Annotated in this window: 22 protein-coding genes; 10 read left to right on the top strand and 12 right to left on the bottom strand. The window is 71.1% G+C overall.

All coding sequences use genetic code 11. The features are described 5' to 3' along the window. Positions 1-21 precede the first annotated feature (21 nt). The 3 genes from AB0B45_RS33345 to AB0B45_RS33335 are packed head-to-tail and all read left to right on the top strand — an operon-like array spanning position 22 to position 1,838. Complete coding sequence (locus AB0B45_RS33345) at positions 22-156, top strand: hypothetical protein (RefSeq protein ID WP_358138691.1); 135 nt, start codon at positions 22-24, stop codon at positions 154-156. Positions 157-174: 18 nt separating this feature from the next. Continuing rightward, a complete protein-coding gene (locus AB0B45_RS33340; RefSeq protein ID WP_358138689.1) occupies positions 175-546 on the top strand; it encodes a VOC family protein in 372 nt (123 codons plus the stop codon). Then, entirely contained in the window at positions 543-1,838 is a 1,296-nt protein-coding gene (locus AB0B45_RS33335) for an MFS transporter (protein ID WP_358138687.1), read from the top strand. Before AB0B45_RS33340 ends, AB0B45_RS33335 begins: the two co-directional genes overlap by 4 nt. Here AB0B45_RS33335 and AB0B45_RS33330 read toward each other — a convergent pair. Continuing rightward, positions 1,815-3,029 (bottom strand): hypothetical protein, encoded by a 1,215-nt coding sequence (locus tag AB0B45_RS33330; protein ID WP_358138685.1) that lies wholly within the window; start codon positions 3,027-3,029, stop codon positions 1,815-1,817. The genes AB0B45_RS33335 and AB0B45_RS33330 overlap by 24 nt on opposite strands. A 53-nt stretch (positions 3,030-3,082) precedes the next feature. Here AB0B45_RS33330 and AB0B45_RS33325 point away from each other — a divergent pair, with 53 nt between their 5' ends. Beyond that, complete coding sequence (locus tag AB0B45_RS33325; RefSeq protein WP_358138683.1) at positions 3,083-4,279, top strand: citrate/2-methylcitrate synthase; 1,197 nt, start codon at positions 3,083-3,085, stop codon at positions 4,277-4,279. Between the two features lie 162 nt (positions 4,280-4,441). Here the strand turns inward: AB0B45_RS33325 and AB0B45_RS33320 are convergent, their stop codons facing one another. From AB0B45_RS33320 to AB0B45_RS33305, 4 genes are all read right to left on the bottom strand, one after another. Further along, on the bottom strand, positions 4,442-5,737 hold the full coding sequence (locus AB0B45_RS33320; RefSeq protein ID WP_358138681.1) for a threonine/serine exporter family protein: 1,296 nt from the start codon (positions 5,735-5,737) through the stop codon (positions 4,442-4,444). Positions 5,738-5,819: 82 nt separating this feature from the next. Then, the gene (locus AB0B45_RS33315; RefSeq protein ID WP_358138679.1) at positions 5,820-8,915 is read right to left on the bottom strand and encodes a chromosome partitioning protein ParA; all 3,096 of its coding nucleotides are present in this window, start codon (positions 8,913-8,915) and stop codon (positions 5,820-5,822) included. Next, positions 8,916-10,205 (bottom strand): hypothetical protein, encoded by a 1,290-nt coding sequence (locus tag AB0B45_RS33310; RefSeq protein ID WP_358138677.1) that lies wholly within the window; start codon positions 10,203-10,205, stop codon positions 8,916-8,918. Next, on the bottom strand, positions 10,202-11,401 hold the full coding sequence (locus AB0B45_RS33305; RefSeq protein WP_358138675.1) for a hypothetical protein: 1,200 nt from the start codon (positions 11,399-11,401) through the stop codon (positions 10,202-10,204). Before AB0B45_RS33305 ends, AB0B45_RS33310 begins: the two co-directional genes overlap by 4 nt. Before the next feature lie 92 nt (positions 11,402-11,493). Here AB0B45_RS33305 and AB0B45_RS33300 point away from each other — a divergent pair, with 92 nt between their 5' ends. Both AB0B45_RS33300 and AB0B45_RS33295 read left to right on the top strand, forming a co-directional pair. Further along, a complete protein-coding gene (locus AB0B45_RS33300; protein WP_358138673.1) occupies positions 11,494-11,937 on the top strand; it encodes a transglutaminase-like domain-containing protein in 444 nt (147 codons plus the stop codon). A 541-nt stretch (positions 11,938-12,478) separates the two neighbouring features. Next, positions 12,479-13,504, top strand: a complete 1,026-nt coding sequence (locus AB0B45_RS33295) for a winged helix DNA-binding domain-containing protein (RefSeq protein ID WP_358138671.1) — start codon at positions 12,479-12,481, stop codon at positions 13,502-13,504. Here AB0B45_RS33295 and AB0B45_RS33290 read toward each other — a convergent pair. Both AB0B45_RS33290 and AB0B45_RS33285 read right to left on the bottom strand, forming a co-directional pair. Beyond that, positions 13,482-14,300 (bottom strand): serine/threonine-protein kinase, encoded by an 819-nt coding sequence (locus AB0B45_RS33290; RefSeq protein WP_358138669.1) that lies wholly within the window; start codon positions 14,298-14,300, stop codon positions 13,482-13,484. The genes AB0B45_RS33295 and AB0B45_RS33290 overlap by 23 nt on opposite strands. A gap of 70 nt (positions 14,301-14,370) precedes the next feature. Beyond that, positions 14,371-15,087, bottom strand: a complete 717-nt coding sequence (locus tag AB0B45_RS33285; protein ID WP_358138667.1) for a M50 family metallopeptidase — start codon at positions 15,085-15,087, stop codon at positions 14,371-14,373. Between the two features lie 80 nt (positions 15,088-15,167). On the opposite strand from AB0B45_RS33285, the gene AB0B45_RS33280 reads away from it, so the two are divergent. The 3 genes from AB0B45_RS33280 to AB0B45_RS33270 are packed head-to-tail and all read left to right on the top strand — an operon-like array spanning position 15,168 to position 17,361. Beyond that, entirely contained in the window at positions 15,168-16,046 is an 879-nt protein-coding gene (locus AB0B45_RS33280) for an amidohydrolase family protein (RefSeq protein ID WP_358138665.1), read from the top strand. 47 nt (positions 16,047-16,093) lie between these two features. After that, positions 16,094-16,255 carry a hypothetical protein gene (locus AB0B45_RS33275; RefSeq protein WP_358138663.1) on the top strand — a complete coding sequence of 54 codons (162 nt, stop codon included), beginning with the start codon at positions 16,094-16,096 and terminating at the stop codon, positions 16,253-16,255. Positions 16,256-16,266: 11 nt separating this feature from the next. Beyond that, entirely contained in the window at positions 16,267-17,361 is a 1,095-nt protein-coding gene (locus tag AB0B45_RS33270) for a magnesium and cobalt transport protein CorA (RefSeq protein ID WP_358138661.1), read from the top strand. 15 nt (positions 17,362-17,376) lie between these two features. On the opposite strand, the gene AB0B45_RS33265 is transcribed toward AB0B45_RS33270, so the two are convergent. Then, positions 17,377-19,599, bottom strand: coding sequence for a thiamine pyrophosphate-dependent enzyme (locus tag AB0B45_RS33265; protein WP_358138659.1), 2,223 nt, complete (start codon positions 19,597-19,599; stop codon positions 17,377-17,379). 295 nt (positions 19,600-19,894) lie between these two features. On the opposite strand from AB0B45_RS33265, the gene AB0B45_RS33260 reads away from it, so the two are divergent. Beyond that, positions 19,895-21,154, top strand: a complete 1,260-nt coding sequence (locus tag AB0B45_RS33260; RefSeq protein ID WP_358138657.1) for a hypothetical protein — start codon at positions 19,895-19,897, stop codon at positions 21,152-21,154. 83 nt (positions 21,155-21,237) lie between these two features. Here AB0B45_RS33260 and AB0B45_RS33255 read toward each other — a convergent pair whose 3' ends face one another. From AB0B45_RS33255 to AB0B45_RS33240, 4 genes are all read right to left on the bottom strand, one after another. After that, positions 21,238-22,095: an ABC transporter permease gene (locus AB0B45_RS33255; RefSeq protein WP_358138655.1), complete on the bottom strand. Its 858-nt coding sequence runs from the start codon at positions 22,093-22,095 to the stop codon at positions 21,238-21,240. Further along, positions 22,092-23,057: an ATP-binding cassette domain-containing protein gene (locus AB0B45_RS33250; protein ID WP_358138654.1), complete on the bottom strand. Its 966-nt coding sequence runs from the start codon at positions 23,055-23,057 to the stop codon at positions 22,092-22,094. The genes AB0B45_RS33255 and AB0B45_RS33250 overlap by 4 nt, the downstream gene beginning before the upstream one ends. Then, complete coding sequence (locus AB0B45_RS33245; protein WP_358138652.1) at positions 23,054-23,515, bottom strand: PadR family transcriptional regulator; 462 nt, start codon at positions 23,513-23,515, stop codon at positions 23,054-23,056. The genes AB0B45_RS33250 and AB0B45_RS33245 overlap by 4 nt, the downstream gene beginning before the upstream one ends. A 126-nt stretch (positions 23,516-23,641) precedes the next feature. Continuing rightward, complete coding sequence (locus AB0B45_RS33240) at positions 23,642-24,211, bottom strand: TetR/AcrR family transcriptional regulator (protein ID WP_358138650.1); 570 nt, start codon at positions 24,209-24,211, stop codon at positions 23,642-23,644. Between the last annotated feature and the right edge of the window lie 6 nt (positions 24,212-24,217).

The raw sequence follows: 24,217 nt of genomic DNA, 5'->3' as shown, positions 1-24,217 counted from the left end.
TAACCACAGGATTATGGATTGTTGCAGGATCAGTTATCGATCTCCACGGCAGGGCGACAAGGCCGGTTGCGGGGCTGGGCCGAGGTCGCCGCGCTCATCGAGGAGATGGCGGCTGTCGCGGCGTTGCCGGTGGAGGAGCGGCTGCCGCGGGCGTAGGCCTGACAGGATGGGCCCATGGTGAGCATTGGACAGGTGGTGCTCGGCGTCACGGAAATGCCGAGGGCCGTGCGGTTCTGGACGCAGGCGTTGCACTACATCCCCAGGGCCGGCGCGGTGACGGACAGGTGGACGATCCTCGATCCGGTGAACGGCCTGGGCGTCCCTGTGGCGCTGGGGCTCAGCTCCTCGCCGGTGCAGCAGGTGCCGCGCATCCATCTGGACCTGTTCGCCGAGACCACGCAGGAGCAGCGGGAGGAGGTCGAGCGGTTGGTGGCGCTGGGCGCCGAGCTGGTGCAGTGGGAGCTGTATCCGGACAACGCGGATTTCGTGGTGCTGGCCGACCCCGAGGGGAACAGGTTCTGCGTGATCGACCTGAGCCACGAGTGAGCACGACGCGACCGACCAGGACCCGCATCGCCGCCGCCAGCCTCGTCGGCACCGCGATCGAGTTCTACGACTTCTACATCTACGGCACCGCCGCCGCCCTGGTGCTCAACACCGCCTTCTTCCCCAAGCTGGACGAACTGGCCGGCACCCTGGCCGCCTTCGCGACGTTCGCCGTGGCGTTCGTGGCGCGCCCGCTCGGCTCGGCGATCTTCGGGCACTGGGGCGACCGCATCGGACGCAAGTCCATGCTGGTGGTGTCGCTGCTGCTCATGGGCGCGTCGACCGTGGCGATCGGTCTGTTGCCCGGGTACCTGACCATCGGTGTGGCCGCGCCCGTGCTGCTGGTGCTGCTGCGCTTCACCCAGGGCATCGGCCTGGGCGGCGAATGGGGCGGGGCCGCGCTGCTGGCCACCGAGCACGCGCCGCCGGGCAAGCGCGGCCTGTACGCGATGTACCCGCAGCTCGGGCCGTCCGTCGGGTTCGTCGCCGCCAACGGGTTCTTCCTCGTGCTCGGCGGCGTGCTCACCGACGCGCAGTTCCTCGCGTGGGGCTGGCGGCTGCCGTTCCTGGCCAGCCTGGTGCTCGTGGTGATCGGCCTGTACGTCCGGCTGAAGATCTCCGAGACGCCGGTCTTCCAGGCGGCGATGGAGGAGCGGAGGATCGCCAGGGTGCCGTTGGCGGGCCTGATGCGCCACCAGTGGCGCAGGGTGCTGCTCGGCGCGGGCGCGATGGTCATCACCTACACCCTCTTCTACACCGCCACCACCTACTGCCTGGCGTACGGCACCGCCACGCTCAAGATCCCGCGGACCACGATGCTGTCCCTCACCATGATCGGCGTGGTGTTCATGGCCGTCGGCACGGCCGTCTCCTCGCTGGTCTCCGACCGGGTGGGCCGCCGCCGCACGCTCATCGTCGGCACCGCCGTCGCGATCGGGTGGGGCCTGGTGATGTTCCCGCTGATGCAGACCGCCGCCGTCCCGCTGGTCGGGCTCGCGCTCGCGGGGGCGCTGGCGCTGATGGGCCTGATCTTCGGCCCGATGGGCGCCTACCTGCCCGAACTGTTCCGCACCGAGTACCGCTACAGCGGGGCCTCGCTCGCCTACAGCCTGGGCGGCGTCCTCGGTGGCGCTCTCCCGCCGCTGATCGCCACCCAGATGCAGGCCAGTGGGCTGCCCGTCTTCTACGTCGGCGTGTACGTCTCCGCCATGGCCGTACTGAGCCTGCTGTGCCTGCTCGCCCTGCCGGACACCCCGAAGACCGGCGCGCTAGAGACGGCCTGGGAACAGTAGGGACAGCTCGCGGGGATAGGCCGCGATCAGCCGGAGTTCGTCGTCGGTCAGCGGCCTGCCCGTCATCGCGTTGCAGAGCTGCACCAGCTCGAACGTCAGCTCCTCCTCCTTCACCTCGGCTCCCAGCCCGTCCATGACGTGCCGGAAACCGGCCTTCCCGCCGTACTCGCCGGTCAGCACCACCCTTCCCCGGCGCGCGTGCCAGTCCTCCGGGAAGGGGCCGAGCGTGCTCTCGTCGTACAACTCGTAGTTGCCGTGGTCCTTCAGCGCGCCGTCGGCGTGGATGCCCGACTCGTGCGCGAAAGCGTTCGCGCCCACCCCCACCTGGTTGTACGGCAGCGCCTGCCCGAAGGCGTAGCTCGCCCACAGCGCGAACCTGCGCGCCCACGACAGGTCGAGCGCGTCGCCGATCTCCGCGTCCAGCCCGAAGCCGTGCCTGAACGCCAGGATCGTCGAGAGCAGGTCGGCGTTGCCCGAGCGCTCGCCGATGCCGTTGACGCAGGTGTTGATCCACGCGTCCTGTCCCGCCTCCAGGTCGCCGAGCGCGCCGGACACGGAGTTGGCCACCGCCATGCCCAGGTCGTTGTGGCAGTGCGTCTCGATCGGCATGCCGGTGGCGGCGGCCAGCTTGGCGAAGCGCTCGCGGATCCTGTCGGGGGTGTCGCCGCCGATCGTGTCGCAGTAGCGCACCCTGTCCGCGCCCGCCTCCTTGGCCGCCAGCGCGAACTCCAGCAGGAACCCGTCGTCGGTGCGCGAACCGTCCTCGGCGTTGACCCCGACCGTCTCGGCCCCTCCCGCCTTCGCCACGGCCACGGCCGCGCTCACCTCCCTGATGATCGCGGCCCGGTCGAGCCTGCCCCTGAACTTGTTCTGGATCATGTAGTCGGAGGTCGAGATGGACAGGTTGTAGTGCCTGAGGCCCAGCGGCAGCGCCTTCTCCACGTCGCCCGCCACGCCCCGGCACCAGCCCGAGAGCCGCAGGCCGCCGAACGCGCCCGCCTCGGCCAGCGCGACCTGGGCCTTCACGTACGGGACCTCGTGGAAGAGGAAGGGGAACCCGATCTCCGACTGCGCAACGCCCAGCTTGCCCAGATAGAAGTTGACCATGGTCTTGCCGAACTTGGACAGGCCGGTCCGCGCGGTCTGCACGCCGTCCCTGTTGGTGACGTCAAGGAAGTGAATACGAGGCATGCGGCCACGTTGACACCGCGTGTCTAGGTGGATCAATATTGATTTTCATCAACATGGACGAGTGGATCGACGCGGGGACGGCCGCCGAGCGGCTCGGGGTGAAGCCCGCCACCCTGTACGCCTACGTGAGCCGCGGCGTGCTGAGACGCAGGCGGGGCGACGACGGGCGGCGCAGCCTGTTCTCCCTGGCCGAGGTCGAGGAGCTCGCCAGGCGTGGGCGGCCACGCAACCAGCCGCCGGAGCTGGTCATCGAGTCGCGGGTGACGACGCTGGGCGTCGACCGGCCGTACTACCGCGGGATCGACGCGCTGGAGCTGGCCCGCACCGCGGCCTTCGAGAGCGTCGCCGAGTGGCTCTGGACGGGGGAGCCGGCTCGGGGACCGTCCCTCGGGTGGGCAGGCGACCCCGAGGGAGTGCGGGCGGCGATCGCCGCCCAGCGGGCGCTCCCGGACGGGCTGCTGCCCATCGACAGGCTCCAGGTGAGCACCACCGTGCTGGGAGCCACCGACTCGCTGCGCTACCAACTCGACCCCGCGTCGGTCGCCGCCACCGGCCGCCGACTGATCGCAGGCCTGATCGACTCCCTCCCCTTCGCCGCGGATCCGCCCATCGCGCAGGGCGAGGGCCAGGGCGGGGTCGCGGGTCGGCTGTGGGCACGGTTGTGCCCCGCGCCGCCGACCCCGGCGCAGCTCGCCGCGCTCCAGGCCGCGCTCGTCCTGCTGGCCGACCACGAGCTCGCCGCCTCCACCCTCGCCGCCAGGGTCGCCGCGTCCGCCAAGGCCGACCCCTACGCCGTCGTCCTCACCGGCCTCGGCGTCCTCGGCGGCCCGCTGCACGGCGGAGCGTCCTACGACGCCGAGCGCCTCCTGGCAGAGGTGACGGACCCGGGCCGCGCCGCCCGCGTGATCGCCGACCGGGTACGGCGCGGCGAGCGCATCCCCGGCTACGGCCACAGCGTCTACAAGAACGGCGACGCCAGGGGCGCGTTCCTCATGGACCTGGTCGAGGCCGCGGCCCCCGGGCACGAAAGGCTGGAGGCGATCAGGGCCGTCACGACCGAGGTACGCCGCCGCAGGCTGCCCGAGCCCAACATCGACTTCGCCCTCGCCGGCCTCACCGCGGTCAGCGGCACGATCCCCGGCTCAGGAGAGGCGATCTTCGCGGTGGCCAGGATCGCGGGCTGGCTGGCCCACGCCATGGAGGAGTACGCCAAGGGCACGCTCCTCCGCCTCCGCGCGACACCCCGCTGAGCCGGTCATTCCAGACCCTGTTCCGGCGCACCCACCGGTCCCCGAAGACCGCCCGGTTGGGCGCCGCCCGTGAACCCGTGGACCTGTCGACCGGTGGACCGTACGGCTGCGCGAGCCGTACGGGCAGGCTGATCACCGCCGAGAGGGGAGGGCTCCGCGGGCTCAGTAGCCGCGGGTGCGGCGGGAGGCGGGGCGGATCCTTCGGGCCAGGCCGCGCCCGCGGACCGCGCGCAGGATCTCCGAGCCCAAGATCACCCCAGCGCCGATGCCGACCGCGATCGACAGCGCCTCGACCAGGTGCAGCGCCCCAGCCGACACGTTGTCGAGGCTCAGCTCCAGCATCCCCCTGTACAGCGCGGAGCCGGGCAGCAGCGGGCCGATCGACGGGATCACGAACACCGCCGCCGGTACCCGGACCCTGCGCGCGTACGCGGTGCCGAACAGGCCGACCACCGCGGCCGCGATCGTCGTCGCGCCGAGCGCGGGCACGCCGTGGGCGGTCAACGACACGAACGTGAGCCAGATCAGCCCCCCACCCACCGCGCCCGGCAGCAGGTGGCGGGGCGGGACCAGCAGCGCCACCGCGAACGTGAGGCTCAGCGCCAGCGCGCCCAGGAGCTGGGGCGGCGCCAGCGACAGCGGCGCGGACGGCACGCTGTCCACGGTGATCGGCACGCCGAGCCTGACCGCCACCGTCAGCGTCGTGCCGATGCCCGCGATGACCGCCGCCACGATGAACACCACCTCGGTCAGCCGCGCGGTCGCCGTGACGTACTCGCCCGCGATGCCGTCCTGCACGCACGCCACCAGCGGCCTGCCCGGCAGCAGCGCGACCACCGCGCCCACCACCGCGGCTGACGCCTCGACCGGGACGCGCTGCCAGATGAGCAGCACCGCCACCACCGAGCCGAACATCGCGGCCACCGCCGTCTGGAAGAACTCCGCCACACCGCGCCGCCCGAGCCACGCGGCCGCCCTGTCGCCGAGCACCGTCGCCACGAACGCCGCCCCCGCCACCGTCGGGCCGCCGCCGATCAGCACCGCCGCCGACGCCGAGATCAGCGCCGACGACGTCACCACCGCCCAGTCGGGGTAGACGCGCACCCGCCTGGTGATCTCCCTCAGCCGCTCCTCGGTCTCGCCGAGCGACAGGTCCCGCGCGTTCACCTCGCCGACGAGATGGTGCACGGCGATCAGCCGGTCGTAGTCGGGCTGGCGCCTGCGCACCCGCCGCTCGGCCGTGGCGGGCGGTCTGCCGTCGGAAGGCACGTGCGACAGCGTGATCGCCGACAGGTTGACGTCCGCCTCGACGTGGCGCATGCCGTACGACTCCAGGATCCTGCGCATGGCGCCCGCGACGTTCTCGGTCGCCTCGCCGCTGCCCAGCAACAGCTCGCCGACCCGCAACGCCAGCGCCATGGCGCGATGCCCTTCGGCATCAGAAGCGGAATACGTCATCGCATGGCGTCATACCCGCACGTCCGGCCTTTGATCGACATCCCGCGAACCCGCGCCACCCAGAATGCGGCAGGCGGCCGGTTCAGGGCGCGGGCTCCAGGGTGTGCGGGCGGCCCACGTAGGAGGCCAGCGCGCGGACCCGATCCGCGTGCTCGTCGTGGCCCACGATCACCGGCGGCTCGTTGTAGGCCATCGCGTCGGAGCTGCGCCGCAGCTTGATGTACTGCCCGCACGCGTCGATCGCGTAGGGCTCCATGTCGTCCTGCAGCGCGCCGATCACCGTGATCCCGTACGTCTCGCCGATCCTGCGGAACAGCGCCACCGCCTCCCTGCGGTGCTCCTTGCCCAGGTTGCGGCCCAGTTCGTCGAGCACCAGGCACAGGTGCCCGCCGCCCGAGGACGCGATCGCGGCCGCGCACACCAGCTTGACCGCCTTCTCGTCCATCAGCGCGGTGTTCGCCCTGCGGTTGTACGGCACGAAGCCCTGCCCCTCGCCGCGCCGCCACTTCGGCGTGACCCGCCACTGCCAGCGCTGCTCGGGATCGGCGGGAGCGGGCGGCACAGGGAACTCCAATGTCGCGCCGTAACCGCCGTAGGAGGTGTCGAGCTTCTCGAACTCCTCTGCCACCCTGCCCAGCCGCGCCCTGATCGCCGCCGTCAGCGCCGCCCGGTGCACGGCCGTCGACTGCGCCGCCTCCTCGGCCCCCTTCTGCGCCGCCGCCAGGTCGCGTTGCCGCGTCACGATCTGCGACTCGATCTGGCGGCGCTGGTGCTTCTCGTACTCCTCCTGCCCGCGCAGGTAGGAGGCCAGCGACCCGCACACCGCCGCGAACGTCGCCTGCTCCCTGCTCGCCCGCCCCGTGCGCTCGCCCATCAGGAAGCGCAGCTCCTCCGGCACCTCTTCCTCGTCGTCGCCGGGGAAGGTGTCGCGGAAGGCCCGGTCGAGGTGGCGTTCGGCGATCCGCCACCATTCCTCCGCGGTGCGCGGCCGGTCCTCCTCCGCCGGCGCCGAGATCCACGCCCTGGCCTCGTCGAGCGGGCCGCCCCACTCCCTGCCCAGCTCGTCGAGCCGCAGCGCCTGGCGCTCGGCCGCGACCTTGGCCGCCGCGTCGCGCGCCTGACCTCGCTCCGACTCGTGCCTGCTCCTGCGGCCCTCCAGCCGCTCGATCTCCATGTCGCGCGTGCGGGCCCTGAAGTCCAGCGCGCCCGCCTGCTGCTCGGCGACCGCCACCGTCGGCGTCAGCTCCTGGAGCGCCTCGGTCAACTCGGTCAGCTTGGCCCTGCGCTCGGCCAGTCGCTGCTCGATCTCCCGCAGCCGCACGCCCGCCTTGGCGCCGTCGAGCCGCCGCTGCGCCTCCGCGACCCGCTCCTCACCCGCCTTGACGGTCTGCGCCGCCTCCTCCTGCACGTCCCTGGCCCGGTTGAGCCGCTGCTCCGCTGCCTTGATGCGGGCTTCCCTGCCGGTGGCCACACCGTCGAACGCGCCGACCACGCTGACGCCTGCCGAACTGACCAGCACCGAGCCCGGCAGGTCCTTCAGCGCCTCAGCGGCGGCGTCGAGCAGGGCGGCGTCGACGACCACCGCGTGCTCGGTCGGCCAGCCCCGCAGATCGGTGTGGTCGCGGGCCTGCTCGGCCACGTCGAGGGCGTCGAGCAGGCCGGTCGCGCCCACGCCCGCCGCCGCCAGCGCGGTGAGCTGCGCGGCGGCGGGACCGCCCTCGGCGTCGTCGAGCGCGGCCTGCGCCGAGGACACCTCGCGGTCGGCCACGCCGAGCGCCTTCAGCGCCTCGTTCAGCTGCCCACGCGCCTCGGCCAGCTCCCGCTCCGCCGTCGGCACGTCGCGGCCGTCGGCCAGCCGCCGCCGCTCCTCCAGCGCGGGCACCATGCCGCGCAGCTCGTCGGCGGAGTTCTCCGCCACCGCCCTGTCGGCGTCGAGTTTCGCGGCCCTGGCCTGCAGCGCCGCCAGCTCCTTGCGCGCCTCGACCACCCTGCGGTCGAGGGTGTCGTCCTTCAGTGTGGCGATCTCGGCCTTGACCATCGCGATCGCCTCGGCGGCGGTCTCCTGCGCCGCCTCCAGCGTCTCGAGCTGGGCGGCGAACGCCTCGTCACGGTCGGCGGCGTCGGCCAGCCTGCGCGCCTGCCGTCCCCTCCAGCACCGCAACGCCTCCGCGAGCCGCACCCTGGCCTGGTCGCGCCGGTCGAACGTGGTCAGCAGCGCGCTCGACTCCGCCTCGAACTCGGCCAGCCGTTCGCCCGCCTGCGCGGCCTTGACCCGCCTGGCGTGCTCGTCGCGGCGGGCCTCCCGCTCCTGCTCCAGCTCGGCGTCGAGACCGGTCAGCGCGGCGATCGCCTCGAAGACCCGCTCGGGGGAGATCTCGTTCAGCGGCTGGGACAGCAGGTTGGTGGCCACCTTGCTGCGCACCGACGTGGACAGGAACGACACGCAGCGCACGCGGTCGCCGTAAAGGACCTTGGTGAGGTCCCTGGCGACCACGTCGCGGCGGCCCGCGGACCTGGGCAGCGCCGACCACACCTCGTCGGCCCTTGCCACCCGCTCGGCCTCGGAGCCGGCGGCGGCCAGGTGCACACCGTCCCGCCAGCGGATCTCCAGGTGCGGCGCCTCCTGGTTGACCCGCAACCAGACGGTGATCGGGCCGCCTGCGGTGTCGGGCTCGGGGAAGAGCGCCTCCCCGCCTTCATCCGGCCCGTCCACCTCGACCTGACCGCCACCCGCGGCCCCGGTGCCGGACCCGCCGCCGTCCTGGGGGCTCGCCTCGGCCACGGCCATGGTGAGAGCGTCGAGGGCGCTTCCCCCGGTCGCGACGGCGGCGCCGTTCGTCGTGTGGGCGGAGGGTCCGAAGACGCCGACGATGTAGCCGTGGTCGGCGCTGGCCCACTGCCGTCCACCGGCGCCGCTGGCCAGCTCGGCGTTGAACAGCAGCTCGGACACGGCCTTCGCCCCCGACGCGAACCGCCACTGCTCGTCCCCGAGCAGCGCCGTGATCGACGCGATGAACGACGACTTGCCCGCGCCGTTGGAGTCCTTCGGCCCCGCGCCCGCCACGACGATCAACGTGCCCGGCACGGTCGGCACCGGATGGGTGGACAACCGTGAGATGTTGACCGCCTGGACGGCTATCAGCACCCGATCCCCGACGACGTTCTCCGCCAAAGCCACTTACTCGTCCCCCGTCTTCCGCTGTGCTCGTACGGCCGCCGCGAGAGGCGTGTGCGGCCCCGCGGCGAGGATCAGCTCTTCCTGCAGGCGCCGTCGCGCCGCCTGCGTGAGCCGGTGGAACTGCGGGCCAGGCACGTACCCTCCGGCCTCCTCACCCGCCTTGACCTGCGAGAGCAGCCCTGCGTGCCGCAAGGCGCGCAGCGCGGACTCCAGCTCGCCGATGGGCAACTGGGTGTGGCGGCGCAACTCGTCGACGGGCGTGGCGTGCGGAGACAGCCACGTGTCCTCGGGCAGCAGGCCCTCCGCGCGCGGGATCGCCACCGAGTGCACCAGCACCAGCGTCAGCACCGCGCGCTCGCTCTCGCCCAGCGTCGTGCCCGCCTTCGCCGCCACGGCGTCGTCGTAGCCCGAGATCCACCGCTCGCGCTGCTGGATCAGCGTGCGCCCGCGCCTGGCGAGCATCTCGGCGAGCGTACGGCGCAGCGCCGGGTCGCGCAGCGCGGTGAAGCGCGCCTCCTGGACGGGTTCGGCGGCGAACTCGACCGCCATGAACGCCGCCACCAGCTCGGCCCTGCGGCGCTCGTCGAAGGCGTCGAGCAGGTCGTCGAACTCGGCCCGCGCCGTCTCGACCCTGCCGCCGAGCGCCTCGGCCTCCCGCGCGGCCTCGGCCGTGGCCGTAGCACTCGGGGAGACCGCCGCTGTCTCCTCGGGCGGGACCGCCGCGGTCTCGGGGGTGACGGGCGCGGTCGGCGCGGGGGTGGCGGCGGCGATCAGGTCGGCGTCGCGGAGCACGGTCAGCGCCGACCTGTCCGCCTCGGGCAGCCGCCTGACCAACTCCTTCAGCAGCCCGTACGACTCCACGGGCCACGTCGCGCACCGCGGCCCGAGCCGTACGAACCCGTCGGCCATCACCACCCACGACGAGTCGTGCAGCCGCCGCAGCGCCCCCACCGCCCAGTTGCGCATCAGGTCGTCGCTCCGCCCGATCAACGCGCGATACGTGTCGAGCACCAGCTCGACCGGCGCGGTCACTCCGGGCCATGGGTCGGCGGACAGGTCCGTCCAGCAGCATTTCAGGCAGGCCGCCAGCACCCGCCTGGTCTCGCCCGACCGCTCGACGTTCGGCGGGGCGACCTGGTGCTCCTCCAGCAGCGAAGGTGTCACCCCGTCGGGCCAGACGGGGACGGCGAGGTCCGCCAGCCGGACCATGCCCGCCGGGGTCGCCTCACCGAAGCCGAGCCGCAGCGGACCCTCCGCCCTGGCGCGGGCGTGGGCGTGGGATGCGGTCATGAAGTGCGCTCCAGGAAGCCGTGCGACAGCCACGCGGGCTCGTGAGAGGGGTCGGCCGTCAGCTCGTCGGACCAGACGAGCCGGTAGGGCAGCTCGGGACGCAGGTCGACGCTGGTCAGGTCGGCCAGCAGGCGCCGGGCGGAGGCCCAGTCGGAGCCCAGCAGACCGGCCAGCGCCACCCTGTCGGCCCCGCCGAGCACCGACTCGGCCACCTCGGCCAGCCGTTCGACGGCCGCGCCCGGCGACCGGTCGAGGGAGTCGGCGGGCCCAGGGTCGGGCAGGTCGGAGCGCGGGGGAGTGGGCTGGGCGGGGGCGGGCCTCGGGCTCTCGTCGACCGCGCGCACGATCGCCGCTGGATCGTGCCAGGGGGCGGGCGCGTCGAAGACGAACCCGTCGAGGACGGCCGCGAGCCGTTCCTTCGAGGCCGTCTGCGAGAAGGTGCGCCAGGTCTCGGACGGCAGCAGCGTCAGGTTGCGGGTGGTGCCCGCCGAGTCGGCCAGGCGGCCCGCCGCGCGGCGGGAGGCGTCGCTGTAGGCGTAGATGGCCGCGCGCAGATCCGTGCAGAGCCTGTCGAGCTCGGGCCAGCGGGTCAGGATGGTGCCGTGCAGGTTCTGCGCGCGGCGGGCGATCTCCTCGGTGCCCCACAGCTTGGGCGCCTGCTCGCGCAGCTCCTCGATCGTGCCGGTGGTGAGCGTGATCAGCTCGAGCGCCCACAGACGGAAGGCCCTCTCCAGGTTGGCCGCGCTCTGCCCGGCCTGCTCCATCGTGGTGCGTGGGTCGGCGACGTTGAGGTCCTCGAGGGCGAGCAGGCGGTGCATCTCCGACTGGCCGCCGTCGTCCATCATCCGCCTGATGAACATCAGCCCGACCACGCTGGTGAAGGAGGCCCGGTAACGCAGCTGGTTGGGCTTGGGGAACACCTCGCGGATCGCGCCGAGCCCCTTGAGCACGCGCAGCCTGTTGTCGAACTGGTCGGAGGGATAGGCGCGGCAGGCGAAGCGCATCTGCTCGTGCGTCAACCACTCCTCGCCCGCCTCCGCGAACGCGGCGAAGAGCGTCTCCGCGACGTCGACCATGGCGGGATCGTCGACCACCGCGCCGCTGTCGCGGGCCAGGGCCGCGAACATCCGGCGGTAGGTGGACAGCACCGCCTCCTCCGAGAGGGCGGCGTCGAGGGTCAGGGGCTGTTCGGACACGCGCTCTAAGGTAGAGGTTCCCACCGACAGTTCGCTCGGCCGACGACGCGGGGGCCCGTGCGTGGCGGCCCTGCCACGAAACGTCTCGACCAGTGCGGATCACGACATCTCAGGAACCCGCACCAAGACAGACGGCGCAGGAGGCGACCAAGGGGGCGGACACGCCGATCAGGCAGGCCTACCGATTGCAGAACTTCCTGCGGACCACCGCCAAGTACGACATCACGGCGCCGCCAGGGCACTCGCTCAAGGCGCTGGAGTTCTTCATGGACACGACCTACCGGGGCACCTCCGAGCAGTTCGCCTCCTCCTTCGCGCTGCTGGCCAGGACGCTGGGACTGCCCGCCAGGGTCGTCGTGGGGTTCAGGCCTGGGAAGGCGGAGAACGGCGTCTACCACGTGCGCTCGGGACATGTCCTGGCATGGGGCGGAGATCAAGTTCGAGAAGCTCGGATGGCGGTCGTTCTATCCCACGCCCGGCAAGAGCGGGGCCAAGGACGACCACGACGTGGTGTCGGCGGAGGTCCAGGAGAGTGAGCAGCTGGAGGGCGAGTTCGGCCGGGGCGGCACCTCGAAGGCCAAGCAGCCCTCCGCGAAGAAGACCCCCGTCGAGCCGGTGGCCTCCGGCGGGCCCGCCTGGTGGTGGGCCGTCGCCGCGCTCGCGCCGCTGTATCCGGCCGTGGCGGCGGTGCTGCCGTGGTGGCGGCGCCGTTCCCGCCGTCGCGACGGGGTGGCCGCTCACCGGGTGATGGGGGCGTGGCATCAGGCCTGCGACGACCTCGGGCTGCGGGGGGAGCGGACGCTGACGGCGGCCGAGGTGGTGGCCAGGCACCCCGGCGCGCACGAGCTGCGGCCGCTGGCCGACCTGGCCAACCATGTCAGGTACGCGCCGGACACGGTCGGCGCCGAGGCGGCGGACGCGGCTTGGCGATGCAGCGACGCGGTGCGCGCCCATGCCCGCCGTACGACGCCGGTCCATGTCCGCCTGCTCCACCGCTTCGACCCCCGCACCCTCGCCCGCCACTGACCCCGCCGATCCGGGCGGAGTTCTGTCGGTGCCTGCCCGTAGGCTCACCCTGTGCCGAACGACCCGCGCAGAGTCCGCCTGTCAGCCCAGCTGCTGCACCGCCCGCCCGGCCTCGGTGTCGACGACGTGGTCCGCCACCTGCTCGCCGTCCAGGCACAGGACGTCCCGTCAGCGCTGCTCGCCTTCCGCGCCAGGTCCGCCACGATCGCCGTCAAGGAGATCGAGGCCGCCTGGCAGGCCCGCGAGATCGTCAGGGCGTGGGGCCCGCGCGGCACCCTTCACTTCGTCCACCGTGACGACCTGCCGTGGCTGCTCGCCCTGACCCGCAACGACGCCGGCACCCTGCGCAGGCTCGCCCAGGAGGGCGTGACGGGCGACGACCTGCTCGCCCTGATCGACGGCGCGCTCGCCGGGCAGGGCCCGCTCACCAAGGCTCAGCTCGAAGCCAGACTGGCCGGCCGCGCCAAGGGGCAGGGGGTCGTCCACCTGGTCGGCCTCGCCGCCTTCCACGGTCTGGCCGTCCTCGGCCCGCTCGATCGCGGCAGACCCACCTACGTGCACACGGCCGACTGGCTCGGCGCGCCCGTCACCTTCGAGCCTGATCGTGACAGGGCGCTGGCCGAGCTGGCCCTGCGCTACCTGCGCGCGCACGCCCCCGCCACCCCCGGCGACCTCGCCGCCTGGTCGGGCCTCCCCCTCGGCACGGCCCGCACCGCCTTCGACCTGATCGCGACCTCCCTCGAAGCCGCGCCCCACGGCGGCTCCCGCCTCCGGACCGCCCCCGAGTCCGCGCTCCCTGATCCCGGCGCGGACGTACGGCTGGCGCCCGCCTTCGACGAGTACCTCCTCGGCTGGGCCGACCGCGCCCTCATCCTGGACGAGCGGCACCGGCGCGCGGTGTTCCCAGGCGGCGGGATCCTGCGCCCCGTCATGCTGGCCGACGGCGTCATCGAGGGCACGTGGTCGCGCAAGGGCGAAGAGGTGGCGCTCGCCCCGTTCGAGCCGGAGGAACCGAGCCGGTGGGAGGCGGAGGTGGCCGACGTCCGCGCCTTCCTCAGCGGGTCACCGCGCCCCTGATGCAGTAGGGCTTCGACCACGCGACCGTGCTCTTCTGGCTGATCTCCAACGCCGCGCCGACCAGGAAGCAGTAGCCGCTGTCGGGGTCCAGGCCCACGACCCTGACCATGGTGTCGCCCGCCTTGAGCGACGCGAGCTGCTGCCCGTCGGCGGGCTCGCGCTGCAGGATCAACGGGTAGCGGCGGGCGTGCGCGGGGAGCGTCCACCTGAGCGTGACGACCGCGCCCCTGTCGGCCACCAACCGCAGCCGGCGGGGAGCGAGGGCGTCGCGGGCCGCCTTGTCGATCTCGGCCGGCTTGGACTGCGGCTCCTTGGCGACAGGCACCCTGGCCACGCCGAAGTCGGCGATCGCGGGCTCGCCGTACCGGGAGATGAGGATGTTCTGCGGCTTGATGTCGCCGTGCAGCACCCCCGCCTCATGCACCGCGGCCAGCGCGGCGGCGAGCTTGACGCCGGTGCGCAGGACGTCGGCGACCGGCAGCGGTCCCTGCGCGCGCACCCTGTCGCGCAGCGAGCCGTTCTCGAAGAACTCCATCGCGATGTACGGCTTGCCGGAACGGGTCGTGCCGGTGTCGAACACGGTGACGACGTTCGGGTGTCCGGTCAGCCGCCCGGTGAGCTGCAGTTCGCGCTGGAACCTGCGCATGGTGCGCGCGTCGACCCTGTCCACGGTCAGGACCTTGAGCGCCACGACGCGGTCGAGGCGTTCCTGGTAGGCCTTGTAGACGACGCCGAAGCCGCCCTGACCCGCGGTGCCGAGCACCCGGTAGCCCGGCGCGTCCTCCCCTGACAGCACGTCCCCTCCCCTGTCCCGGGCGAGTTTAGTGTGGTTTCGGGTGACTCGCGGGGCGTAGGGGCATTTCAGCTCACCGCCAGGGGAAGTCGGCGGCCGGGATCATGAGCCAGGCCCCGCCGGCCACCGAGACACCCGCCACCAGCAGGAAGAACAGCACGTAGAAGCCGCCCGGCAGGAACGTCAGCCTGGCCAGCTGGTCGGCGTCGGAGTCGGGCGCGTGGCCCCTGCGCCGCTTGTGCTGCAGCTCGAGGATCGGCCTGACCCCGCCGAACAGCAGGAACCACACCGCGACGTGCGCCACGATCATCTGGATGTCGCCGGGCGCGTACATCGACAGGGCGAACACCGCACCGCCGGTGACCAGCAGGATCAGCGCGCCGTACAGGTTGCGGATCAGCAGCAGCATGCAGACCAGGAACCCCAGCACGCTCCACACCAGCAGCGTGACCCGCCCTTGGGCGGTCAGCCAGGCGCCGACCAGACCCAGCAGCGAGGGGGCGAGGTAGCCCGCGAGCGCGGTGAAGATCATGCCGGGGCCGGTGGGCCTGCCCCTGGTGAGGGTCACGCCCGAGGTGTCGGAGTGCAGGCGGATGCCCTGCAGTCGGCGGCGGCTGAGCAGTGCCACCAGCGCGTGGCCGCCCTCGTGGGCGATCGTGACGAGGCCTCGCGAAAGGTGCCACGCGGGGCGGTAGGCGACGATCGCGAAGGCGGCCAGTGCCGAGAGCGCCACGACCCACAGCGCGGGCGGCGTCTGAGCCTCGACCAGGTGGGCCCATAGCTTGTCCATCAAGGTCGACCCTATCCGGTTGCTCCCGCTCCTGTTGAGCGGATGATGATGGTCCGGAGGGTTGTGGGTAAGGTCGCCATGTGGCGATAGAACATGATTCTGCCGTTCGTGCCTGGTGGCAGGCGCTCGGCCTGCCCGGGATCATCGACCTGCACGTCCACTTCCTGCCCGAGCGCATGGAACGCCGGGTCTGGCACCACTTCGACCACGGTGGCCCGCTCATGGGCGGCGGCTGGCAGATCCGCTACCGGCTACCCGTCGAGGAGCGCGTCGCCCTGCTGGCCGCCATGGGCGTGCGTGCCTTCCCCGCCCTCACCTACGCGCACAAGCCCGGCATGGCCGCCGACCTCAACTCCTGGGCGCTCGACTTCGCCCGCAAGGTGCCCGAGTGCCTGCCGTCCGCCACCTTCTTCCCCGAGCCAGGAGTCCTCGGCTATGTACGGCAGGCACTGGACGACGGCGTCAAGATCTTCAAGATCCACCTGCAGGTCGGCGCCTTCGACCCCCGGCTGCCCGAGCTCGACCCCGTCTGGGGCCTGCTCGCCGAGGCCGGGACCCCGGTCGTCGTGCACGCCAGCTCCGTCCCCGTCCCCGGCGGCTGCGTCGGCGTCGAGCCCGTCGCCGAGGTGATGCGCCGCCATCCACACCTGCGCATGGTGGTCGCCCACCTCGGCATGCCCGAGTACGAGGACTTCTTCGCGCTCGCCGAACGTCACGAGCGCGTCGCCCTCGACACCACCATGGCGTTCACCGACTTCGCCGCCCTGCTCATGCCGTTCCCCGCCGAACTCAGGCCCAGGCTGCGTGAACTGGGGCTTGCGGGGAAGGTGCTGCTGGGCAGCGATTTCCCCACCATTCCGTACGCCTACGCCCACCAGCTGGACGGCCTGGACAGACTCGACCTGGGCGATGATTGGCTGCGCGCGGTCTGCTGGGAGAATGCGATACGCATGATCTGATGAGAGGGGGACGTCATGGACCACCGGCACATGGCCCTCTTCCAGGAGTGCTGTCCAGGGGAGGCGGCATCGAGGTGACCTGTCGCGACATCGTCGCCCCCTCCTACGCGGGTGGCGCCCACTGGACCGCTGGCTATACCTTCACCATGTTCGTCAAGACCATCCGCGATCGCGCCTGCCAGGCTCTCGACGAGTTTCAGCTGTCCTAGGAGGTCCGGGTATGGCACGAATGAAAGGCTTTCTGCGCAGCGGCGTGCGCGAACCCGCACCCGAGCACTCGATGGATCCGCGCGCCGACGAGGATTCGCCCTACCGGCCCACCGTCATCGACAACGCCCTCTACCTCGACGGCCACCGCATCGGCACGCCCGCTTCGCTCGCCGACGCCTTCGACAGCCTCAAGAAGACCCCTGGCAGCATGGCGTGGATCGGTCTCTACCGGCCGAAGGACTGGGAGCTGGCCAAGCTCGCGGAGGAGTTCGGCCTGCACGAGCTGGCTCTCGAGGACGCCATCGTCGGTCACCAGCGGCCCAAGGCCGACCGCTACGGCGAGATGCTGTTCGTGGTGCTGCGCGCCGCCAACTACCTCGACGACGTCGAGGAGGTCGCGTTCGGGGAGGTGCACGTCTTCGTCGGCACCAATTTCGTGATCACCGTACGGCACGCCGAATCGCCCGACCTGAGCGCCGTGCGCCGCCGCATGGAGTCCGACCCCGACCTGCTGCGCCAGGGACCCCAGGCCGTGCTCTACGCCATCCTCGACGCGGTGGTCGACGGCTACGCCCCCGTCGTGGCCGGGCTGCAGAAGGACATCGAGGAGATCGAGGTACAGGTCTTCGGCGGCGACCCCTCGGTCTCGCGCCGCGTCTACGAGCTGTCCGGCGAGGTCATCGAGTTCCAGCGGGCGACCAGGCCGCTGCTGCCGATGATCGACGGGTTCATCGCGGGGGCGTCGAAGTACGGGGTCAACCAGGAGCTGCAGAGCTACCTGCGCGACGTGGCCGACCACGCGATCACCGTCTCCGAGCGGGTGGCCGGGTTCCGCCAGCTCCTGCAGAACATCCTGGTGATCAACTCGACGATGGTGGCTCAGGAGCAGACCAGGGCGAGCTACGCGCAGAGCGAGGAGGTCAAGAAGATCTCCGCATGGGCGGCCATCCTGTTCGCGCCGACGCTGGTCGGCACGATCTACGGCATGAACTTCGACCACATGCCGGAGACGCACTGGGTGGCCGGGTACCCGTTCGCGCTGGTGCTGATGGCGGCGGTGTGTCTGGTCCTCTATCTGGTCTTCAAACGCCGCGACTGGCTCTGAGCCGGGGAACGACGGTCAGCTGAGCAGCTTCCTGGCCGCCTGCTCGATCTCCGCCTCCGACAGCAGCACGTGGTTGGCCGCCTCGCCGAGCGGGATGAAGCTGTCGGCCGACGTCACCCGGGCGATCTGCCCCGAGAACCCCGCGTCCAGCATCTCCGTCATGACCCCCTCGGAGACCCCGCCGGTCCGCCTGCTCTCGTCGGCGATCAGCACCTTGCCGGTCAGCTCCGCCGCCCGCATCAGGTCCTCCATCGGCAGCGGCGCCAGCCACCGCAGGTCGAGCACCCTGCAGCTCACCCCGTCCTGGGTGAGCCTGACCGCCGCCCGCAGGCTCATCCGCACGCCGTTGCCGTAGGTCACGATCGTCAGGTCGCGCCCGTCGCCGTAGCCGCGCGCCCGTCCGATCGGCACGTGCGTCTCCGCCCACCTGGACGGCGGCGCGTACGGCGCGAGCCACCCATTGTCCCCGTCGTCGAACAGGTCCTTGGTGTTGTAGAGGGCGATTGGTTCGAGGAACACGCACACCGATCCCTCGGTGCGCGCCGCCGCCAGGCAGGTGCGCAGCATCGCGGAGGCGTCGTCCGGCCTGGACGGCGAGGCGATGACCACGCCGGGGATGTCGCGCAGCGCCGCGACGGAGTTGTCGTTGTGGAAGTGCCCGCCGAACCCCTTCTGGTAGGCGTATCCGGCCACCCGCACCACCATCGGGTTGCGGTAGGCGCCGCGGGAGAAGAACGACATCGTCGCCGCCTCGCCGCGGATCTGGTCGAGCGCGTTGTGCAGGTAGGCGAGGTACTGGATCTCGGGGACCGGCAGCATCCGCGACACGCCCGAGCCGAGCGCGAGTCCGAGGACGGCCTGCTCGTCGAGGAGCGTGTCGAAGACCCTGCCCGCGCCGAACCGCTTCTGCAGGCCGCGGGTCACGCCGTAGACGCCGCCCTTCTTGGCGACGTCCTCGCCGAAGACCATCATCTCGGGGTAGACGGCCAGCGCGTCGGCCAGCGTGCGGTTGATCGCCTGCGACAGCGTGAGCGGTCTGTCCTCCCTCTCGGGGAGCTGGCCGGCGAAGGCCTTCTCCCTGGCGGAGGGCTCGGCGGCGACCGGGCTGATCTTCGCGATCAGGTCCGCCCTGCGCGGCGCGAGCGGTTCGGCGATCTCGCGGGCGGAGGTCAGCTTGGGGGTGCGGGTGGCCTCCATAGCCATCCGCAGCAGGTGCTCGCGCTCGGACTCGTAGCGCCTGAGCACCTCCTCGGGGGTGATGAGCCCCGCCTCGATGAGGAGGGCGGCGGTGCGCACCAGCGGGTCGCGGTCGTAGTCGGCGCGGATCTCTCGCTGGGTGCGGTAGGAGGACTCCACGTCCGAGCCCGCGTGCCCCATCAGCCGCACGGTGTCGAGGTGGAGGAAGGCGGGTGCGCGCCTCGAGCGGACGTGGTCGGCGGCACGGGTGGCGGCGTCGTAGGCGTCGGCCAGGTCGCAGCCGTCGGCGTGGAAGTACTCGATGCCGGGGCGGCGGGAGGCCGTCTCCACCCATCCCTTGGGCGTGCGGACCGAGATGCCGAGGCCGTTGTCCTCGCACACGAACAGGATGGGCAGCGGCTGGCCCTGGTAGGTGGCGTAGGAGGCGGTGTTGAACCCCGACAGCGCGCTGGCGTGGTTGGTCGAGGCGTCGCCGAAACTGCACACCGTGATCGCGTCGTCGGGCCACGGCGTCGGCACGCCGATCGCCTTGGCCCGCTCGATGGCCAGCGCGACGCCGACCGAGCGCGGCAGGTGACTGGCGATCGTGGAGGTCTGCGGGATGACCGCGAGATCGGGATGGCCGAAGACCTTGTGCCTGCCGCCCGCGATCGGCTCGTCGGCCGAGGCGGTCAGCCCCAGCAGCACGTCGCGCAGCCCCTGCTCGGGCAGGCGGCCGGCCATGGCCGAGCGGGTCAGGTAGAAGGCGCCGGAGCGGTAGTGGAGCAGGGCGGGGTCGGTGGTCCTGACGGCGGCCGCCACGGCGGCGTTGCCCTCGTGGCCCGCGGAGCCGATGGTGTAGAAGCCCTGGTTCTGCTCGCGCAGCCATCTGGCGGCGACGTCGAGCAGCCTGCTGCCCAGCTGGCGGTCGAACAGCTCGCGGCATTGTTGCCCGGTGAGCGTGGTGCCGTCTCTGACGGGCCTCCCCGGGTCTCTGGGGGCTCCCGCCCTGAACGTCGCAACCGATTCGGTGAAGTGAGTCTCAACAGTGTCGCGCGCCACAAGCCCGATTATGTCCCGCGCATGGCGCCTCCGTCTGCCCGAACGTGAGGACGACGTTTTTGTCTGACCGATCTGAATGACAGTTTGTCAGCTTTTCCAACTCTTTGCCTGTCCCAAACGTCTACTTTAAGTACGACGTGGCACCCTCATGCCGCGTTTCAACCACCGGGGAAAGGAACGGAGTACCCGAATGTTGCAACGCTTCCGAGCGACAGCTGTTGCACTCGCGGTTGGAGCAGGGGCCCTCGCCCTGACGCCTTCCGCGATGGCGGCGGCGGCACCGAGCATCTCGAAGGTGGATGTCTCACCATCACCGATCGTCGTGACCGGCGACCAGCAGGTCACCGCGACGTTCTCGTTCTCGACCAAGGGCGCGGGCAAGGCCGAGCTACAGCTCAAGCCCCCTGGCGACGTGAGCGTCGGCTCGCCGATCGACCTCACCGCCTCTTCGCACGGTCAGTGGACCAGGTGGACGGGCAAGAAGACCTTCGACGCCAAGAGCGAAGGCAGGTGGAGCTTCCTGGCGATCGCCCATGACGGTCAGGGCGGGGAGAAGTCCACCGACGGCACGTTCGCCGTGGATGTCAAGAAGACCGCGGCCGACAGCAGGATCGTCGATTTCGGCGCGCATCCCGACCTGGTCTCCAAGGGTGACCGCATCTCCGTGTCAGGCCGGCTCCAGGTGGAGCGCTCCGGCTGGCAGGGGTACGGCGGGCAGCGCGTCACCATCACCTTCCGCGAGCAGGGCACCGACGCCTACCGGCACATCACCACGGTCGACACCAGCCGCAGCGGCTGGTTCGCCACCAGGGTGACGGCCGAGGCCACCGGCTGGTGGCGGGCCGAGTTCGGCGGCAACGCCGACGCCAAGAGCTCGGTCAGCGACACCGACAGGGTCGACGTCAAGGCCAGGTCCCGCGACAGCAGGATCGTCGGCTTCGACGCCTACCCCGAGCCGGTCGACAAGGGCGACAGGCTCGCCTTCAGGGGAACCCTGCAGGCCGAGGGCTCCCACGGCTGGGAGGGCCTGTCGGGCGAGCGGGTGGCCATCCTGTTCAGGGCCGACGGTTCCAGCCGCTGGGAGCGGGTGACCGGTGACAGGACCGGCCGCGACGGCCGCTTCTGGGCCGGCGCCACCGCGCAGACCTCCGGCTGGTGGCGTGCGGTGTTCGAGGGCACCAGGGGCGTCGAGGGCTCCAGCAGCGACAGCGACAGGGTGAGGGTCGTCAAGCCGACCCCGCCGCCGTCGAAGGACAAGAGCAGGCTGGTCTCGTTCAACGCCTACCCCGAGCCCGTCAAGTACGGCAAGTACCTGCGGTTCAGGGGCGCTCTCCTGGTCGACGGCGGTGGCTACGAGGCCAAGGTCGCGCTGTACTTCCTGCCCAAGGGCTCGAGCAAGTGGAAGTACGTCAAGACGACCAACTCCACCGGCAGCGGCAAGCTGTACACCAAGGTGAAGGCCTACAAGTCGGGCTACTGGAAGTTCGTCTTCAGCGGTGACGAGGACACCTACGGCTCCCAGAGCGGTAGGGACTACGTCCGCGTCAAGAGGTAAGTGATCGAAGGAAAGGGGCCTGATCGACGATCAGGCCCCTTTTCACGGCCGCGCCCCTTCGTCGTCCTGCGGACGAGGGACCGCTATTCGGCCTTTCTGAACTGGGCTATCGCGATCCCGAGCAGGGCCAGCCCGAGCAGCGCCACCAGGGCGAGCTCCATGGACGGGGGCACCTGCCAGCCGAACCACTGCACGCCCGGGTTGAGCAGCGCGTTCACCTGCGGGGGCAGGTCCAGGTGGGAGAAGACCGCCTGCCGCATGGGGTCGACCGCGTAGGTCAGCGGGTTGACGGTGGTCAGTACGTGCAGCCACGAGGGCAGGTTCGCCAGGGGGAACATCGCGCCCGAAAGGAACATCATGGGCATGATCGCCATCTGCATCAGCCCGAAGAAGGTCTGCATGTTGCGCATGCGGGCCGCCAGCGTCACGCCGAAGGCGGTGATGGTGAACGCGGCGAGGAACATCTCCGCCAGGAGCGTCACCATCAGCCCCGGCGAGTACGGCACGCCCACCAGCCCGGCCATCGCCAGGATGATGACGCCCTGCCCGACGGCCACGACCGCGCCGCCCAGGCACTTGCCCACGACGATCGACCCGCGCGAGACCGGCGCGACGAGCATCTCCCTCAGGAAGCCGAACTCCCTGTCCCACACGATCGACCCCGCGGAGAACATCGCGGTCATGATGACCGTCATCGAGATCATGCCGGGGTACATGAACGTGCGGAAGTCGACGCCGGGGATCGAGCCGCGCACCAGCGTGCCGAGGCCGGTGCCCATCACGAACAGCCACAGGACCGGCTGGATGAGCATCGACAGCATGCGCGTGCGGTCGTTGACGAAGCGCAGCATCTCGCGGTGCAGCACCACCTTGACGGCGCGCAGGTCGTGCGCCATGCCGCGCGCGGGCATCCGCACGCTCACCACATCGGTCGCCATCATCGCCTCACCATCGCCTTCATCCACTCGTTGCCTGTGCCGGACTCGGCGTCCCTGATCGTCGAGCCCGTGTAGGACATGAACACGTCGTCGAGCGAGGGCCGCGACACGCTCACCGACCTGATGGGCAGCCCGAGCTCGGCGAACAGCCGCGGCACGAACTCCTCGCCCGAGGCCACCGCGAACGTCACCGCGCCCTCGTGGACGGCCGCCTCGAGGCCGAACCTGTCGCGCAGCGCCGTGATGGCCCTGGTGTCGTCACCGGTGTGGATCTGGACCCTGTCCTTGCCGACGCTCGCCTTCAGCGCCTCGGGGGAGTCGATGACGACGATCTCGCCGTGGTCGATGATCGCGATCCTGTCGCAGTACTCGGCCTCGTCCATGTAGTGCGTCGTCATGAAGATCGTGATGTCCTCCCTGTGACGCAGCTTGTTGATGTAGCCCCAGATGGCCGAGCGGGTCTGCGGGTCGAGGCCCACGGTGGGCTCGTCGAGGAAGAGCACGCGCGGCGAGTGCAGCAGGCCGCGTGCGATCTCCAGCCTGCGCTTCATGCCGCCGGAGAACGTCAGGACCTTGGCGTCCTTGCGGTCCCACAGCGCGACCATCTCCATGACCTGCTGGATGCGGTCGGAGACCACGTGCTTGGGCACGCCGTACAGCTCGGCGTGGAAGCGGAGGTTCTGCTCGGCGGTCAGGTAGCCGTCCAGCGTCGGGTCCTGGAAGACCAGGCCGATGTTCTGACGGACCTGGTCGCGTTCCCTGACCACGTCGTGGCCCGCCACGCTGGCGGTGCCGCCCGTGGGATTGACCAGCGTGCACAGCATGCTGATCGTGGTGGTCTTGCCGGCGCCGTTGGGACCGAGGAAACCGAACACCTCGCCCGCCCGCACCTCGAAGTCGACGCCCTTGACGGCCTCGACCTTGCCGTAGGTCTTGGTCAGGCCTTTCACCGTGACCGCGCTCATTCGCCCTCCGCCAGAATCTTGAAGATGGACCTGCGGGTGTGCTGGAGCAGTTTCTTGGCCGCGGCGACCTGGCGGTCGTCCGCGGTGCGCGCCAGATGCCCGAACGCCTCGCTGACCTGTCCCCACAGCAGCCGCAGTTCGTGCCTGTCCTCGGGCACCGAACCGGCCACTTCCTCCCATGGTGTCAGCGTTTCCACCCGCTCGCTGAGGAGTTTCCGTCCCTGCTCGGTGAGCCGATAGGTACGGCTGCCGCCTGCCTCCTCGCCGGCGAGCAGCCCCTCGTCCTCGAGCTGCTGGAGTGCGGGGTAGACCGAGCCGGGGCTGGGCCGCCACACCCCCCTGCTGCGCTCCTCGATGTCCTGGATCATCTGGTAGCCGTTCTTGGGCTCCTCGCCCAGCAGGCTGAGCAGCGCAGCCCGCACATCACCCTTGCGCACCCGAGGTGCGAAATCCGGCATGTCGCACTCCAACTATCGAGATAGCTGAAAGATATATCTAGATAGTTGGCACAACAAGCCGTTTTTCGGACATGACGGTGAGGGGGATGGCGGCCGGGGCGAGCAGCCGTCAACCGTTAATGTTCGTTAACCAAGGGTGGCGAAGGCTGCCATCGCCATCCCGCGCAGCAGGTCGCGCATCGCCTCGGCGGGCAGCTCTCCCGCGCTGTGCGGCGTGGAGTTGAGCAGCCCGAACACCGCGTGGGTGGCCGCCCGCAGGCGCGGCGGAGGGCAGGAGGGGTGCAGCTCGGCCAGCACGGTCACCCACTCCTCGACGTAGAGCCGCTGCAACCGCCTGATCTGCCGCCGGTGCGGCTCGGGCACGTTGCCCAGCTCCCTGTCGTGCACCGTGATCAGCGCGGCCTGCTCGAGCGCGAAGGTGATCTGCGCGTCGAGCAGCGCCTCCAGCGCGGACGCGGGGTCGTGGGCGGTGGTGACGACGGCGACCGCGGCCTCGCGCAGGCGGGTGCTGATGTCGGTGAGCATCTCCACCAGCAGCGCCTCCTTGCCGCTGAAGTGGCGATACAGCGCGGGTCCTGACACTCCGACCGCGCCGCCGAGGTCCTCGATGGAAACACCGTGGTAGCCGCGGGCGGCGAACAGCGTCGCGGCGGCCTCCAGGATCTCGCCCCGGCGATTGCGGGTAGGAGTGCTCACGTCCCA

The organism is Nonomuraea sp. NPDC049152 (assembly GCF_040648355.1).
Classification (GTDB): Bacteria; Actinomycetota; Actinomycetes; order Streptosporangiales; family Streptosporangiaceae; genus Nonomuraea.
Note: the sequence above shows the minus strand (reverse complement) of the source record. Positions and strands in the feature narration are given on the sequence as shown.

Coding starts and splice junctions, on each gene's coding strand:
- AB0B45_RS33340 (WP_358138689.1), top strand. CDS start 175: ATGGTGAGCATTGGACAGGTGGTGCTCGGCGTCACGGAAATGCCGAGG.
- AB0B45_RS33330 (WP_358138685.1), bottom strand. CDS start 3,029: ATGCCTCGTATTCACTTCCTTGACGTCACCAACAGGGACGGCGTGCAG.
- AB0B45_RS33325 (WP_358138683.1), top strand. CDS start 3,083: ATGGACGAGTGGATCGACGCGGGGACGGCCGCCGAGCGGCTCGGGGTG.
- AB0B45_RS33320 (WP_358138681.1), bottom strand. CDS start 5,737: ATGACGTATTCCGCTTCTGATGCCGAAGGGCATCGCGCCATGGCGCTG.
- AB0B45_RS33310 (WP_358138677.1), bottom strand. CDS start 10,205: ATGACCGCATCCCACGCCCACGCCCGCGCCAGGGCGGAGGGTCCGCTG.
- AB0B45_RS33285 (WP_358138667.1), bottom strand. CDS start 15,087: ATGGACAAGCTATGGGCCCACCTGGTCGAGGCTCAGACGCCGCCCGCG.
- AB0B45_RS33270 (WP_358138661.1), top strand. CDS start 16,267: ATGGCACGAATGAAAGGCTTTCTGCGCAGCGGCGTGCGCGAACCCGCA.
- AB0B45_RS33255 (WP_358138655.1), bottom strand. CDS start 22,095: ATGATGGCGACCGATGTGGTGAGCGTGCGGATGCCCGCGCGCGGCATG.
- AB0B45_RS33250 (WP_358138654.1), bottom strand. CDS start 23,057: ATGAGCGCGGTCACGGTGAAAGGCCTGACCAAGACCTACGGCAAGGTC.
- AB0B45_RS33245 (WP_358138652.1), bottom strand. CDS start 23,515: ATGCCGGATTTCGCACCTCGGGTGCGCAAGGGTGATGTGCGGGCTGCG.